The organism is Chryseobacterium sp. ISL-6 (assembly GCF_018613715.1).
Lineage (GTDB): Bacteria > Bacteroidota > Bacteroidia > Flavobacteriales > Weeksellaceae > Chryseobacterium > Chryseobacterium paludis.
Genome location: NZ_JAGGPT010000006.1, coordinates 161612 through 175327, shown reverse-complemented (window position 1 = coordinate 175327; position 13716 = coordinate 161612). Strand labels below are relative to the sequence as shown.

Genomic DNA, 13716 nt, shown 5'->3' with positions numbered 1-13716 from the left:
TTGATGCTTATTATTTTAATTCTGTAGAGATAAATATATTCTCTGGTTCTTACTGATTCCTGTGCCTTCCAAAGGAAATTGTTCTTTTATTCTTCCAACTCCTTTATAATCGACACGATATCCTAAATTTTCTAACTGTGGGATTACATTTTTACCAATCAATCCTACCACATTAGGCATTTGGCTATTATTTACTGCGACCTTAACATTTGGTTCAACCATTTTATTGAGGTTTACCTTTCTGTCAACAAGCATTTCTTTTTCAACATTTTGAGGCGTTTTTAAGAATGTTTTTCCAGCAATTTCTTTAAAAACAGGAGCTGATACAGTTGCTCCATAAAAACCTTTTGCAGTATTAGGCTCACTGATCATTACATAACAGGTATACTTCGGATTATCAGCCGGATAAAAACCAGCAAAAGATGCCCGGTACTTCATCGGCCCAGGAAGCCAGTATTCAAATCTTGCTGTTCCTGTTTTTCCTGCCATCCTAAGATTTGGAGTGAAAATACTCTTACCTGTTCCTTTTTCTACTGCTTTGGTTAGTGCGCTGGTCATCATTTTAATCGCTTTTTCTGATGCCATTTTGTTAACCATTACCTCTGGTTTTGCGCTATACATTACTTTACCATCTTTCATGATTTTGTCGATAAATAAAGGCTTCAGCATTTTACCATTATTAGCAACTCCATTATAGAAAGTCGTTAATTGTAATAAATTAATATTCGAAGAATAGCCAAATGATATAGAAGCCAGTGTTGCGGCATTCCATCTTTTATTCTGTGGAGTAACGATCTTCGGTTTTGCGATTCCAGGAAGTTCGAGATCCATTTTGTCAAATAATTTCCAGCGTTTTAGGTGATCAAGAAATATCTGCGGCTTATCGGCATAATATTTTGTAATCAGTTTTGCGGTTCCTACGTTACTGGATTTTGCCAGTACGTCACTGATGTCGTAAGTTCCGCCACCATGACCATCGGAGATTCTTTGTTTAGCATAAGTCCAAACTCCGTTTCCAACATTTACGGTAGTGTTATCATCAATAAAACCATCATCCATTGCTGCTAAAAGCGAAATAGTTTTGAAAGTAGACCCCGGTTCTATATTATCTTTTAAAGCATAATTGTATGCATCTTCATAATCTCCGGAATCGGTTCTTCTTAGATTAACAAGAGCACGAACCTTCCCGGTTGCCACTTCCATTACAATTACAGTTCCATGTTTTGCTTCAAAATTCACCAACTGCTTCTCTAACGCTGAGTGCGCAATGTCCTGAATTCTAAGATCTAAGGTCGTATAAACGTCTTCTCCGTCCACAGGTTCCTTCACTTTCCAGAAGTCGATCGGTTTCCACTGTGAAGAGTTGATTCTCTGTTCTAATCTTTTTCCGTCAGTTCCTGTTAAATATTTTGAAAAAGCACCTTCCAGTCCGGATTTATATTCGCTATTATCCATTCCGATGGTTCCGGCACCAATTTCGGAAGTTGCGAGTTCTCGTTTATAATTTCTGTCAACGATAAATCCGCCCTTATTCTTTCCTTTTTTAAAAATGGGAAAGTTTCGGATTCTATCATATTCATCAAAATCCAATCCTCTTGCTAAAGTGTAGTATTGGTTTTTCTTTCTTTTTTGTTCGTCAAATTTCTGTCTGAATTCACTTCTTGGTTTTCCAAACATCTTGCTTAAAGAATCCGTTAATGCACCAATATTGTTGCTGTAGATCGTATCCTTCATTGTTTTGAAATCAAGAAAGATATCATAACGCATTACCGTGGTTGCCAGAATAGAACCATCTGAAGCAAATAAATTCCCACGAGCAGCCTTTAAAGTGGCTTCACGATAGTTTTTATTAATATAATCGTCTTTTATTTCCTGAACATTAGTGTTTTGAAGAATAACGATCCTTGCTAAGAAAAGTACAAACACGGACAAAGCTACCACTGCGAAGAGGTAGCCCCACCTTAACGTTTTTTTACGTTTGTTATCGTATTCATTTTGCTTTTGCATCTGTACTATCCAATTTTATTAGCAGTTTGTGAGGATGGTTTTCCAGTGTCATTAAAGAATCCCGTGCTACTTCTTTTCCCAGCTCTGATTCCATTTTTACTTTGATCAGTTTGCTTTGTGCGTATGCATTTCGAGATTTATATTCTTCTGTTTCTTCTTTTAAAGCATTTACAATTTTAATCTTCTTGTTCACTAAGTGGTTACTGTAGATCATGGCCATCATCAGAACAAAAAGCAATAGAAAATACTTGTAATGTACTTTTATCTCATCCCGGTTAAGGAAATTCCCTTTTATAATATCTATAAAAGTGAGTCTCTTCTGCGGGCGATTTGTTGTTCTTTTAGCCAAAGTTTATTATTGATAAATGATTGTTAATAATTGATAAGCAAGATCATTGATCTCTTATCTTTTATCATTTATATTTTTATTCCTGTTCTCATTTTTGCACTTCTTGCTCTGGAGTTTTCTTCAATTTCCTTATCATCTGGAATAATTGCTTTACTCTTAAGTAACTCAAAGGCTTTCTTATAATTTCCGTAAATATCTCTTGCTGGTTCTCCTTCAAACATTCCGTTCTTTAAAAATCTTTTAACCAAACGGTCTTCTAAAGAATGGTAAGAGATAACAACCAATCTTCCTTCAGGTCTTAAAACCTGATACGCCTGAACAAGCATTTCTTTTAAAACCTCAAGCTCCTGATTAACTTCAATTCTAATGGCTTGAAAAAGCTGTGCATAAAATTTATTAATCTTGTGCGGCGGAAGAAAGCTGAACAGTTTTTTCAGGTCCTCAGTTGTATTTATGATCTTGGTCTTTCTGTGATGAACAATATCTCTTGCTAATTTTCTGGCTTCCCTTAATTCACCGTAGTAATAAAAAATATCTGCCAGTTGCTCTTCTTCATATTCGTTGATCACTCTTTTAGCATCCAGACCCTGCATTACATTCATTCTCATGTCCAAAGGAGCATTGCTTCTCGTAGAGAATCCTCTTTCAGCTTCATCAAATTGGTGAGATGACACTCCGAGATCTGCCAAAACTCCGTCCACCTGAGAAACTCCATACATTAGTAAGGAGTTCTCTAAAAATCTGAAATTCTGATTGATCAAGGTAAATCTTGGATCATCAATGTTATTTTTAAGAGCATCTAAATCTTGGTCAAAACTGAATAGTTTTCCTTTATCAGAAAGTCTACTCAAAATTTCTCTCGAATGGCCTCCGCCACCAAAAGTACAGTCCACGTATGTTCCGTCTGGATTCGTCACCAAATCATCAACACTTTGCTTCAACAAAACGGGATTATGATACATGTTTTAATTTGTGTTTTACGCTTTTTTCAATTTTGCGTAGTTATTCTTCATCGAAAGAGCCCATCACATCTTCAGCAAGGCTTGCAAAATCAGTTTCATTGGTTGAAATTACTTTCTCATATGCGTCTTTATCCCAGATTTCAAATAATTCTCCCGCACTTGTTATCACAATATCTTTTTGAAGACTTGCGAAAAGGGTAAGATCTTTTGAAATTTGCAATCTGCCTGCGTTATCCAACTCAACTGTTTTTACTCCTGCCGTAAACATTCTAATGAAATCAGCATTCTTTTTAATGAATCTGTTTAGTTTATTAATTTTGTCCATCAACTTATCCCATGCTTTCATAGGGTAAACTTCCAGGCAAGGTTGAAACACGGAACGTTTGACTACAAAGGCTTTGTCTTCAAAGTTCTCCATCTGCTTGATCAGCGATGCAGGTACTTTTAAGCGACCTTTGTCGTCTATTTTACACTCATATGTTCCAATGAAATTCTTCATTTGGGACAAATTTATATAAATATTTCCAAAACTTCCCACTTTTTCCCACTTTTTGACTTAATGTTAATAAGTTTTATCAAAGATTGAAGGTTAATGGTGTAAGTAGTTGATATTTTGAATATTGTATTTGTTATTATTTAGACCATAACAAAAAGGATGTTAAAAAAGATGGACAAAAAGCCGTTATTATATTATTTTTATCTTAAATTAGGAATATCAAAATATTTTTGAGGTTTAATTTGTATTTTTGCAAGGCTTTATTAAGGCGTTTTATGATATTTAGTACAAAAAAAGAAAAGAAATATACTTTTGTAGAAGCGGGAGAAGGACATCCATTGGTGCTGTTGCACGGTTTAATGGGTGGTTTGAGTAATTTCGATAAGATGGTGAATTTTTTTTCGGAGAAAGGATTTAAGGTATATGTACCTCAATTGCCAATCTATGATTTGCCGGTACTCAATACCAATCTTACTACTATAGCAAAATATATTATTAAGTTTATAGAGAGCCATATTTCCGAACCGGTAACGATTGTCGGAAATTCAATGGGCGGACATGTCGGGCTTATTTTAGCTTTGGCAAGGCCTGATCTTGTTAAAAATCTTGTTTTAACCGGAAGTTCTGGTTTGTATGAGAGAACATTCGGAGATAGTTTCCCAAGAAAAAGTGACCGACTCTATATAAGGAAGAAAACTGAAGAGGTTTTCTATGATCCAGCAGTAGCAACAGAAGATTTAGTAGATGAGGTATTCGGAGTGGTGAATGACAGAATGAAAGGGATAAAAACCGTAATGCTTGCAAGAAGTGCCATTAAACACAATATGTTGAATGATCTTCCAAAGATTTTAACACCAACATGTCTGATCTGGGGGAAGCAGGATAATGTGACTCCGCCAGAAGTGGCAGAAGACATGCATAAGTTCATTCCTAATTCAGATCTATTCTGGATTGACAAATGCGGCCACGCAGCAATGATGGAAAAACCAGATGAATTCAATGAAATTCTCTACAGCTGGTTAAAAGATAAAGTGTAAAATAACTTAAACCATTAAGAGCTATCTTAATGGTTTGTTTTTCTTAAAATAATTCAAAAATGGTAATTAAAACAGCAGAATTTGTAAAAAGTAGCGGGAAGTGGCAGGAATGCCCGGAACCGAATATTCCCGAATATGCTTTTATAGGAAGGTCAAACGTAGGAAAATCATCATTGATCAATGCAATGATGAATCATAAGGATCTGGCGAAAACTTCACAAACTCCGGGAAAGACACAGCTGATCAACCATTTTATAGTCAATGAAAGCTGGTATCTTACCGATTTACCGGGATATGGGTATGCTAAAGTTTCAAAAGTTCAGAGAAGAGATTTTGAGAAACTGATTAACAATTATATACTGAACAGAAGAAATCTGGTCAACCTTTTTGTTCTAGTTGATGCCAGGCACACTCCTCAAAAGATCGATCTGGAATTTATCCAATGGTGTGGTGAAAGTGGGGTTCCTTTTTCAATTGTTTTTACCAAAGCAGATAAGCTAAAGCCTAATGTTGTGATAAAAAATGTAGAAGACTACAAAGCTGAACTCCATAAGACCTGGGAAGATCTGCCAGAATTGTATATTACTTCTGCAGAAAAGAAAGAAGGGGGTGATAAAATTTTAGATTTCATCCAGAAGACCAATGAATTTTTAAAAAATAATAGCGTAAACTTTGATGAGTAATATAATCTGGAAAATTAAAACTTTCGATGAATTAACAGTTCCTGAGCTGTATAAGATTCTGAAAGCGCGTATTGATGTTTTTGTGATTGAGCAGAACTGTCCATATCCGGATCTGGATAACAATGATCAAAAAGGTATTCATATTTGGGCCGAAGAAGATGGAGAGATCCTTGCCTACTGTAGAGTCTTTAATAAAGGCGTAAAATATGACGAAACTTCTTTTGGAAGGGTATTAACAACAGAACAGGCAAGAGGAAAAAGCTTAGGCAAACAACTAATGAAGTATGCTATTGAAACGATAGAAAATCGCTTTCATACCTCTGAAATCAAAATTTCTGCACAAGATTATCTCATACGATTCTATTCAGAATTTGGTTTTGTAGATACTGGAAAGAAATATCTGGAGGACGATATTCCACATACGGAAATGATAAGAAAATAAAAAAGCGAAGATTTATCTTCGCTTTTTTTGTGGTTATATGTTGAGTGTTTTTAGTTTTTACCCGTAATGGCTTTCAAGATGATAGGTTCAAGATTAGAAGGAAGATCAGCAGATTTGATCTGATAATTTTTGATTTTCATTTCTTTGAACCAATTTTCCCAGTATTCTTTAATGACTGCTTCTTCGAAAGGATTACCCTTTTCAGGATTGATTCCCAAAACAATTACTTCAAGATTGCTTAAATTATCATTGGCTTTCACAAATCCTAAGTTATTTTTCGCAATCGTATTTTTAAAATCAGATGTAATAAGATTGTTTGATTTTATTAATTTGGAAATTAAATATGACGTCTTTTTATCTTGTGAAAACTTAGAATCTTCGTGAAACATATAGCCGTCAGTCAAAATAAAAAGAATATTTCTGTGATCGTTTTTTATACAGTAATCTTTTACTTTATTTCTGAAGAATTCCCAAATATCTGAACCAACATAATTTCCGTCTTTGATTGCTGATTGATAAATATTGGATGGTAATTCAGAATATTTTTTTTCAACAGAAGTGAAGTAATCTTTATTTATGTTTTTATCGAAAGAGACTTTTAAGTCTTTGGTAAAATCATTTATTTTCGGGTCGGAAGGTTCGGGATTGAAGAAAACCTGCATCTGATCATCGTATGTGATTATTTTTTTTGATTTAATGTGATTTAAAAATCCTTTTTCAATGGCTTTTATATATTCCACATCCCTTTGAGCATATTCCATTGTTGGATTGGGATTGGTTTGGGGATCAATCCGATCTGATAAATCGATTAAAATACTAACATTGATATTATTAGAATCAACTTCTGGTGGACAATTTGTGCAAGGTTTTATTGGAGGTTGCTTGCAGCAAGAAACCAATGAAATAATGAGTAATAAATAGAGTGTCTTTTTCATAATTTTCTGTTATAAAGATGATAAATAAACTAAATTTTGATTATCAGAATTGGCTCCAACAGTTTCCAGATTGATGTTATAGGTTTCAATACAGCTTTCAATCATTGTTTGTTTCTCTGTTTTTGAAACAGCTATCTTCTCTCCAATAAAGGTGATCCAGCCCTGAACATATTCCGAGGCATATAACTTGTAATCTTTGGTTGGAATGATAACCCCATCGATAATATTCTGAAGTTCTTCGATTCTTCCCCAGGTTTTTATGATTAATTCTTTTGTTGTTCCAATATTTCCTAGAATTTCTTCAATTTCTTTTTTCAGGACATTGATTTTTTCTAAAAGAAAAAGCACATTTTTTTGTCTGATTTCCTGTTCATTTTTAATCCGGTCTTTTTCTTTATGTTCCTTCATCACAAAATCGAAAACCAATCCCCAAATGATATATACAATGAATCCTGCGAAAATAATTCCCCAAAACTGAATTTTGGTAAAAGCTATTTTAAGATCAAATGGGGGAGAATCAAAGACTTTATTCAGTTCATACAATTTTGATTCAATCTCATAGGCTAAAATGGAATCGAAAACAAAAGTAACAATGAATAATAATCCAAGTTTAATATAGTTTCCTGTGGTTTTATTTTCACTGAACATATGAATTAAAAAACCGAGGCCAAGAAATACAAACGGAATTAAAGAGACAAATGCTCCTTCAATCAAACCCTCATTCCAGGCCTTACTGAGTGCCTGTGCATCCAAGACACTTTGTATGACAGTGCTTTTGGCATCAAAGCTTTTAAAGAAGGCAGAATAAGAAGTAGAAATATAAAAGGTCAGTAGATACAAACTTATTGGAACAAGAAGAATGGCACCAATCCAAAACTTAGTGGATGCCCCTTTTGTTGCTTTTACATTGTGCTTTTCAGGATTTCTTGGTAAATCGAGAATCTCAGCTTTTAATGTTTCAATGTTATTTTGATGATTTTCAATTTCTTTGTTTTTGTTTTTTAATTGTTCTTCTTTGGTTTCCTGGGAAACAGTTAAAGCTTTGATTTCGGTTTCTCTGTTTTTTTGCTCATTAACATAAGATTCTTTGAGTTTCTGTTGCTTTTCAACCATTTCTTTTTCCTCATTTTGGAATTTTGAGTAAACAGCGTCAAGACAGATTGATAGCGTGGAATGATTTCCATTCGTCCTGGAACTGTCTCTATATCCCGATTCGTGATAAGTTCTCTTCCTGCTTTCTTCAAAAGACTCTGCCTCAATTTTAGGGGTATCTTCTGTTTTTGAAGTTTCCTGTTTTGGGACTTCGATCGGAACTGATTTTAATTTAAATAAATTTTTTATACTGGTGGTATCCATCGTGTTTTAGTTTTTTAATTCGTATAAAATGTCACTTTTATTCTTGCCGATTTTTACGGCTTCAATCAGATATTCAACAATATCTTTTACATTTTCTTCCAAAAACCCGAACATCAAAACATATTTTTCCATGGCTGAATATTCGTTTGGCGAAACTATTCCATCTGCCCATATCATGACGGTGAGGTCATACAGATAATCTACTTTTTCTTCAATGGTTTGAGGCACAAGAGACTTGAAATTAATGGGATTTAGTAAAATGTCGTCCAGGTTTTTTGACGATATTCCTCTTTCCTCAGCGCATTTGTAAAGCATTTTCAGTTCCAGAGCACTAAAATCATCATCGCAAATTGCCATTTGATAAAGCCGCAAAAAATGAGCTTTTAGATTTTCAGTTATTTGATTGTTTTCCATTGGGTGGTTCTTCTTTAGTTTTTTTAGGATTAATAATAATATCTCGGGAAGGAGATCTCATTTGTTTTGATTGCTCCGAAATTTCTTCAGTACTTTTTTCTTCCTTTTTGAGGTCCAGTTTTTCGACAAAGCCAATAAGTAGGAAAAGAATTCCAGTAATAATATCAACAGGAATCCATGTGTTTTTCCTGTACAAGTAAATAGGGAAGACTGGATTGAAAAGGATAAGGATTATGATGAATATAGTGCTCCAATATTGTATTTTAAAAACAAATGCATTGTAGATAACAATAAGGGCTCCAACGGATACCAAGACCCGGAGAAAAGTATAATACTCTATTGGAAGTTTGAAAATACCGATGAAACAACATATCGCACAGAAGGTGAGGAATGTTTTCATTTTTTTTAGTTTTTAAAACCCTGTCGTTAGATTATATTTATAATTAAAATGATCTTCAGACATGAAAATAAAAACGAAGAAATCAATGAACGCAATCAATGCGGGGATAAATGTCCAGCAAAACAAAAGATAGAATATTCCTAATTTGTTTTGACCCAGGTAAAATCTGTGGATGCCTAATCCTCCTAAAAAGAACGCAAGCATGGCGGTGGTGAATTTTGATTTCATAATTTTTAAACTCTTGATAAGATTTCGTTCTTTTTTTCTTCAAACTCTTCTGTGGAAATAATTCCACTTTCTACTAAGCCTTTTAATTTTTGTAAAACCGCAAAGGGGTCTTCATTTTCTATCAATAAAGGTTTCTGTTGCTGAAATTGCTGAGGCTGTGCTATAATGGGAGTCGTGTTGTTTACAGTTACTCCTCCTCCTGCAGATGCTCTTCTTGTTTCTAAATCTTTTTCTCTTCTTACTCCTCTCATTTGTTCTTCAATTTCCTGAGCATACTGATAGAGTTTTCTTGCTTGTGTTTTTGGTAGATAATCCATCATATTGGAGAAGTTTTTGACTGTTCTCATAATAAAAGTAGCTCCTAGAATCCCCTCTTTGATATGACAGTCTGCGACATCTACCCAGCTGTAATCCTGGAAATCCATTGACAAACCGAAGTTTTTAGGCCTGCAAAAAATAATTCTCCTGTTAGTAAGAGCAATACAGTCCGGAGAGAGATTAAGAGCGGGCTTCTTTTGAACTGCAATATATTCCACAAACTCTTGTGAGGTAAGAAGACTGTTGATCCTTTGCAAGAGCTTTTCAACGGCTTTCGGATCTTGCTCCTCGTTTAAAAATTGTTTTAAATTCATGATATTTTGTTTTTAGTTATTTTACATCTTTATAATAGACATATCCGGTTTTTCCTGTTTTCTGTGCCTTCACTTTATACCAGGAATCTTGTTTTGAAAGTTGAATTAGTTTTTCATTTTTGGGAACAATCTCGATTATCTTAGATTTAACAGAAGGCTTTTCATACACATGAGTAACCGCAATTCCCGCGATATATCTGCTGGAATTGATATTGATTTCATTTACAAAAACTGGAGGAGCTTTGGTTGATTTACCTTTTTGGGAAGGTGTGTATGGATTGGAATCCCTTGATTTTTTAGATCTGTCTTTCTTTGAAGAGTATTTTTTCTCATAAGAACCTCCTTTACAAACGCCACAGCTGCCACCGCCTCCTGCGCAGTGCCCACAACCCGAGCAATTGGAACATGCCGAGCAATTGGCTGAGCCTGTGCATCGTCCTCCGTGGATTGTTTTGTCAGGTTTAAATGTAGAAAAAGAGTCGGAAACAAGAGCTCCAAGACATAATGTGATTATAAAAATGAAAGTTTTCATGGTTTTAGTTTTAAGAATAAGCTTCCAGTGTTTTATGAAGTTCAGATTTGTAATTATAAATTTCATCAAGGTTAGTTAGCAGAACCTTTTCACCTGCTTCTTTGCCATTGTGAAATGTCTCCAGGTATTTATTTGCTGTATTAAAATGAAATCTGCAGAGGGGCTTTCGGTTATTATCATCGAGTAAGACACCGAAATAGGACAGTGTATCTCTGTGGGCAATTCTGGCAGAAGGTATTTTTTCTCTTAAAATGGCTTTAACAATTTGGAAAGCTTCCAGTTCTTCGTCTGTTGTAACAATTTTCGAGTCATTGTTCTCATCAATAGACTGGGAAGTTTTTACCGTTTCATCCTGTTTTTCAATTTGTTCGTTGATGCTCAGTGCAGATTTAAGCCTAAAGCTTATGGATTCATTGATTGACGTTGTCAAAGCTTTCTTGGCGTATTCCTTGAAAGAAATCATTCTGTTGGCTGTTAAAGGCTTTTCGAAGAAGCGGTTCACTAACAGTTTTACCAATTCATCAGACGGATTCTCAATCTCTTTTTCGAATTCCTTTCTTATGGCTTTGATGTACTTTAATGCTTCTGCGGAATCAAGAATACTTTCCAAATTATAATCTTTCTTCGTAAAGCTTTCAAGAATTTTAATCGAACTGTCTTTTAGATCTTCAATATTAATAGTGAAAAACGGTTTTTCATCCATAATATTAGGCTTCTCCAAATCAGTGTAAAAATTGTAAACTATACCATTAGTTAAAACACCAAATCTTGTTTTTGAAACGTGATAATATCTGTGAAGCTGCGAATTGTGAGCATCTGCACTTTCCTTCCAGTGTTTACACTCTATAATGAAAATAGGATTGTCATTGTGTTTGATGACATAATCTACTTTTTCACCCTTTTTAGTTCCAATATCACAGATGTGTTCCGGAATAACTTCTGTAGGATTGAAAATGTCATATCCTAGAATTTGTATAAAGGGCATGACAAAAGCGTTTTTAGTTGCTTCTTCAGTACTTATCTGATCTTTTAATCCCACCACTTTCTGGTGTAACTGTTCAAGTTTAATTTTAAGGTCCATTGGTTTTTAGTTTTTAAGCGTTTCGTCAATAATTTCTGCTGTTGGAGCGTTGGATTTTACAGAATGGATGCCACTTTCCATTCCTGTTTTTGAGCTGTATAACTGACTTTTTCCAATAATCTCTCCATTTCTGGCTTTTAAAACGAAATAGTCTTTACCATTTACAGCCACTCTTCTGTCATATCTTGAATCATCATGAGAATTGACTTTTACGGATTCTATTCCCTTCTGACAGGATGCTTTCTGAACATAACCTTCGCTGGTTAAAATAATTTCTCCGTTTCCGGCTTTAAGATTGAACTGATACTCATTATTAATTCTTTGAGTGATTACGAATTTTCCCATGATTGCTTTATTTATTAACTTGTGTGACACGCATTTGAACAGTAATAGCAGCCGTTGATATTATTTCTTTGGACTGGAAATAATCTTTTCGCTTCATTTACCGCTTCTTGGCAGGAGTAAAAATTGCCCAAATAAATTCTATTTTCAAGAGATGACAAGAATCGGCATGAACTTTCATGCACTTCATAATCTCCATTAGGCTGCTGATTCTTATTAATGTAGTATTCTTTTTTCATAACAAATTGTTTGATTTAACACTTCAAAAATATGAGCATTAAATTTTGGTCTATTACGGGTTTCCGTAAAACGAGCAAAAAATAAAAAAACCTTTCAAATTTTTTGAAAGGTTGTAAGTAAAATGAATTGTTTTATATTATTCCGATATCCTTGCAGAAGGCTACAAGCTGTTCGTTACTGTTTATTTCGAGATCTTCTTTTAGACTGTTTAATCTTTTCTCAACGCTACTCAGGCTGGAGGGTTTTAAATTTCTCTCCTCGAGATGTATAGGAATGTTTTTCTGTAAGACTCCTTTAGAAAGGAGGGAAATAAGCGTAATGTCAAACGTAGAAAACTCATAGTTATTGAACTTTTTCATATCCTGTTTCAGATCAAAAGATAAATAGTTTTCTCCTATATAAACTGCTGCAATAGATTTTTTTAAATCTTTTGAATCGTTTCTGGCTTTACGTACATAACCATTAATTTGGTAGTTTGAAAAAAGATTTTCTATAACTCCCGTTTTATGTTCCGCTGAAAATACGATTACTTTCAAATTAGGCTGTATCTCTTTTGCTTTTCCGATGAGGTCTTTTCCGTCTTTAAGATTCTGTTCATGATGATCCTCCTCATAATAAAGATCTGTAATCAACAAATCGTAAGGATGTTCTTCTCGTAAAGCTTTCCGTATTTTTCCTATGGCATCATCACAATAGTATACATAATCGACTTTGGGAATATTAAGATCCTCAAGGGTTTTCTGGACGGAAATATTAATGCTTTCATGGTCTTCGGCAATTAAAACTTTTTTAAACATGGTTATGTGATTTAATTAAAGAAACTAGGTTAAGACCTCAAAAGTATATTCATTTATTTTTTCATCATTACGGTTCCCCGTAACAGGGGAAGATATTTTCAAAAAAATGTGATCAGATAAGGCCAATATCTTTGCAAATTACAATCATTTCAATATTATTTTTTGCACCGATAATGTCTCGAAGTTCATTTAATCTCTTTTCAATAGATCTAATGCCGTATGGTGGCATTTTATGTTCTTTTAGGTAGAGACTTATTTCATTTTGTTTGTGACCTTTGGCAAGCAATTCAAGCAATTTGAGATCATACTCGTTAAACTCAGAAGAAATATGGCGCATCATATTCAGAACTTCTTGTGGAACTACAGTCTCTCCATGAAAAATTTTTCGTATTGTACTTTTCAAGTCTTTTCCATCATGTCTTGCCTTGCTTACAAATCCATCGATCTGATATATTTTATAAAGATCATCAATTGTTTTTGCTTTCTTTTCTACTGAAAATACAACTACTTTTAAATCGGGCTGAATCTTTTTCGCTTCAAAAATAAGTTCCTGTCCGGAATGAAGTTTCTGGGAAATATGGTCTTTATCAAACGATAGATCAGCAATAAGCAGATCATAAGGGTTTTCTCTTTCTAAAGCTGTACTGATCCTGCCTAAAGCTTCATCACAATATGTTACATAATCAAACTCAGGGATATTTAATTCTTTTACTGTATTCAGTATTCCCTGGTTCATTATTTCTTGATCTTCAACGATTAAAACTTTTTTGAACATGGTTATAT

General features: G+C 34.2%; 18 protein-coding genes. 3 read left to right on the top strand and 15 right to left on the bottom strand.

What is annotated here, in order from left to right; genetic code table 11:
• Positions 1-15: 15 nt before the first annotated feature.
• The 4 genes from J7E44_RS11545 to mraZ form a co-directional block, all read right to left on the bottom strand.
• Positions 16-2007 (bottom strand): penicillin-binding transpeptidase domain-containing protein, encoded by a 1992-nt coding sequence (locus J7E44_RS11545; RefSeq protein ID WP_214829623.1) that lies wholly within the window; start codon positions 2005-2007, stop codon positions 16-18.
• Entirely contained in the window at positions 1991-2356 is a 366-nt protein-coding gene (locus J7E44_RS11540) for an FtsL-like putative cell division protein (RefSeq protein ID WP_214829621.1), read from the bottom strand. The genes J7E44_RS11545 and J7E44_RS11540 overlap by 17 nt, the downstream gene beginning before the upstream one ends.
• A gap of 68 nt (positions 2357-2424) precedes the next feature.
• Positions 2425-3318: a 16S rRNA (cytosine(1402)-N(4))-methyltransferase RsmH gene (gene rsmH, locus J7E44_RS11535; protein WP_214829620.1), complete on the bottom strand. Its 894-nt coding sequence runs from the start codon at positions 3316-3318 to the stop codon at positions 2425-2427.
• A 40-nt stretch (positions 3319-3358) separates the two neighbouring features.
• Positions 3359-3817 (bottom strand): division/cell wall cluster transcriptional repressor MraZ, encoded by a 459-nt coding sequence (mraZ, locus tag J7E44_RS11530; protein ID WP_200242953.1) that lies wholly within the window; start codon positions 3815-3817, stop codon positions 3359-3361.
• A gap of 272 nt (positions 3818-4089) precedes the next feature.
• Here mraZ and J7E44_RS11525 point away from each other — a divergent pair, with 272 nt between their 5' ends.
• Genes J7E44_RS11525 through J7E44_RS11515 form a run of 3 tightly spaced genes read left to right on the top strand, consistent with a single transcriptional unit; the run spans position 4090 to position 5976 of the window.
• Positions 4090-4851, top strand: a complete 762-nt coding sequence (locus J7E44_RS11525; RefSeq protein WP_214829619.1) for an alpha/beta fold hydrolase — start codon at positions 4090-4092, stop codon at positions 4849-4851.
• A gap of 59 nt (positions 4852-4910) precedes the next feature.
• On the top strand, positions 4911-5534 hold the full coding sequence (gene yihA / locus J7E44_RS11520) for a ribosome biogenesis GTP-binding protein YihA/YsxC (RefSeq protein WP_214829617.1): 624 nt from the start codon (positions 4911-4913) through the stop codon (positions 5532-5534).
• Positions 5527-5976 carry a GNAT family N-acetyltransferase gene (locus J7E44_RS11515; protein WP_214829615.1) on the top strand — a complete coding sequence of 150 codons (450 nt, stop codon included), beginning with the start codon at positions 5527-5529 and terminating at the stop codon, positions 5974-5976. The genes yihA and J7E44_RS11515 overlap by 8 nt, the downstream gene beginning before the upstream one ends.
• A 50-nt stretch (positions 5977-6026) precedes the next feature.
• Here J7E44_RS11515 and J7E44_RS11510 read toward each other — a convergent pair whose 3' ends face one another.
• The 11 genes from J7E44_RS11510 to J7E44_RS11460 form a co-directional block, all read right to left on the bottom strand.
• Entirely contained in the window at positions 6027-6911 is an 885-nt protein-coding gene (locus J7E44_RS11510; RefSeq protein ID WP_214829607.1) for a hypothetical protein, read from the bottom strand.
• A 9-nt stretch (positions 6912-6920) separates the two neighbouring features.
• Entirely contained in the window at positions 6921-8267 is a 1347-nt protein-coding gene (locus J7E44_RS11505; RefSeq protein WP_214829605.1) for a beta-carotene 15,15'-monooxygenase, read from the bottom strand.
• 6 nt (positions 8268-8273) lie between these two features.
• Positions 8274-8681 carry a hypothetical protein gene (locus tag J7E44_RS11500; RefSeq protein ID WP_214829604.1) on the bottom strand — a complete coding sequence of 136 codons (408 nt, stop codon included), beginning with the start codon at positions 8679-8681 and terminating at the stop codon, positions 8274-8276.
• Complete coding sequence (locus tag J7E44_RS11495; protein ID WP_214829602.1) at positions 8659-9081, bottom strand: DUF6804 family protein; 423 nt, start codon at positions 9079-9081, stop codon at positions 8659-8661. Before J7E44_RS11495 ends, J7E44_RS11500 begins: the two co-directional genes overlap by 23 nt.
• 12 nt (positions 9082-9093) lie before the next feature.
• A complete protein-coding gene (locus J7E44_RS11490; RefSeq protein ID WP_214829600.1) occupies positions 9094-9309 on the bottom strand; it encodes a TM2 domain-containing protein in 216 nt (71 codons plus the stop codon).
• A 5-nt stretch (positions 9310-9314) separates the two neighbouring features.
• On the bottom strand, positions 9315-9941 hold the full coding sequence (locus J7E44_RS11485; RefSeq protein WP_214829598.1) for a PH domain-containing protein: 627 nt from the start codon (positions 9939-9941) through the stop codon (positions 9315-9317).
• A 16-nt stretch (positions 9942-9957) separates the two neighbouring features.
• The gene (locus J7E44_RS11480) at positions 9958-10473 is read right to left on the bottom strand and encodes an SH3 domain-containing protein (RefSeq protein ID WP_214829597.1); all 516 of its coding nucleotides are present in this window, start codon (positions 10471-10473) and stop codon (positions 9958-9960) included.
• Between the two features lie 10 nt (positions 10474-10483).
• The gene (locus tag J7E44_RS11475) at positions 10484-11554 is read right to left on the bottom strand and encodes a type I restriction endonuclease (RefSeq protein ID WP_214829594.1); all 1071 of its coding nucleotides are present in this window, start codon (positions 11552-11554) and stop codon (positions 10484-10486) included.
• A gap of 6 nt (positions 11555-11560) precedes the next feature.
• Positions 11561-11899 carry a YegP family protein gene (locus tag J7E44_RS11470; protein ID WP_214829592.1) on the bottom strand — a complete coding sequence of 113 codons (339 nt, stop codon included), beginning with the start codon at positions 11897-11899 and terminating at the stop codon, positions 11561-11563.
• A 368-nt stretch (positions 11900-12267) separates the two neighbouring features.
• On the bottom strand, positions 12268-12933 hold the full coding sequence (locus J7E44_RS11465) for a response regulator (RefSeq protein WP_214829590.1): 666 nt from the start codon (positions 12931-12933) through the stop codon (positions 12268-12270).
• A gap of 112 nt (positions 12934-13045) precedes the next feature.
• Positions 13046-13708 carry a DUF5932 domain-containing protein gene (locus tag J7E44_RS11460; RefSeq protein WP_214829587.1) on the bottom strand — a complete coding sequence of 221 codons (663 nt, stop codon included), beginning with the start codon at positions 13706-13708 and terminating at the stop codon, positions 13046-13048.
• Positions 13709-13716 lie beyond the last annotated feature (8 nt).

Excerpts from the sequence above, each read along its gene's own strand:
- J7E44_RS11545 (WP_214829623.1), bottom strand. The coding sequence starts at position 2,007 with ATGCAAAAGCAAAATGAATACGATAACAAACGTAAAAAAACGTTAAGG.
- rsmH (WP_214829620.1), bottom strand. The coding sequence starts at position 3,318 with ATGTATCATAATCCCGTTTTGTTGAAGCAAAGTGTTGATGATTTGGTG.
- mraZ (WP_200242953.1), bottom strand. The coding sequence starts at position 3,817 with ATGAAGAATTTCATTGGAACATATGAGTGTAAAATAGACGACAAAGGT.
- J7E44_RS11525 (WP_214829619.1), top strand. The coding sequence starts at position 4,090 with ATGATATTTAGTACAAAAAAAGAAAAGAAATATACTTTTGTAGAAGCG.
- yihA (WP_214829617.1), top strand. The coding sequence starts at position 4,911 with ATGGTAATTAAAACAGCAGAATTTGTAAAAAGTAGCGGGAAGTGGCAG.
- J7E44_RS11515 (WP_214829615.1), top strand. The coding sequence starts at position 5,527 with ATGAGTAATATAATCTGGAAAATTAAAACTTTCGATGAATTAACAGTT.
- J7E44_RS11510 (WP_214829607.1), bottom strand. The coding sequence starts at position 6,911 with ATGAAAAAGACACTCTATTTATTACTCATTATTTCATTGGTTTCTTGC.
- J7E44_RS11505 (WP_214829605.1), bottom strand. The coding sequence starts at position 8,267 with ATGGATACCACCAGTATAAAAAATTTATTTAAATTAAAATCAGTTCCG.
- J7E44_RS11500 (WP_214829604.1), bottom strand. The coding sequence starts at position 8,681 with ATGGAAAACAATCAAATAACTGAAAATCTAAAAGCTCATTTTTTGCGG.
- J7E44_RS11495 (WP_214829602.1), bottom strand. The coding sequence starts at position 9,081 with ATGAAAACATTCCTCACCTTCTGTGCGATATGTTGTTTCATCGGTATT.
- J7E44_RS11490 (WP_214829600.1), bottom strand. The coding sequence starts at position 9,309 with ATGAAATCAAAATTCACCACCGCCATGCTTGCGTTCTTTTTAGGAGGA.
- J7E44_RS11485 (WP_214829598.1), bottom strand. The coding sequence starts at position 9,941 with ATGAATTTAAAACAATTTTTAAACGAGGAGCAAGATCCGAAAGCCGTT.
- J7E44_RS11480 (WP_214829597.1), bottom strand. The coding sequence starts at position 10,473 with ATGAAAACTTTCATTTTTATAATCACATTATGTCTTGGAGCTCTTGTT.
- J7E44_RS11475 (WP_214829594.1), bottom strand. The coding sequence starts at position 11,554 with ATGGACCTTAAAATTAAACTTGAACAGTTACACCAGAAAGTGGTGGGA.
- J7E44_RS11470 (WP_214829592.1), bottom strand. The coding sequence starts at position 11,899 with ATGGGAAAATTCGTAATCACTCAAAGAATTAATAATGAGTATCAGTTC.
- J7E44_RS11465 (WP_214829590.1), bottom strand. The coding sequence starts at position 12,933 with ATGTTTAAAAAAGTTTTAATTGCCGAAGACCATGAAAGCATTAATATT.
- J7E44_RS11460 (WP_214829587.1), bottom strand. The coding sequence starts at position 13,708 with ATGTTCAAAAAAGTTTTAATCGTTGAAGATCAAGAAATAATGAACCAG.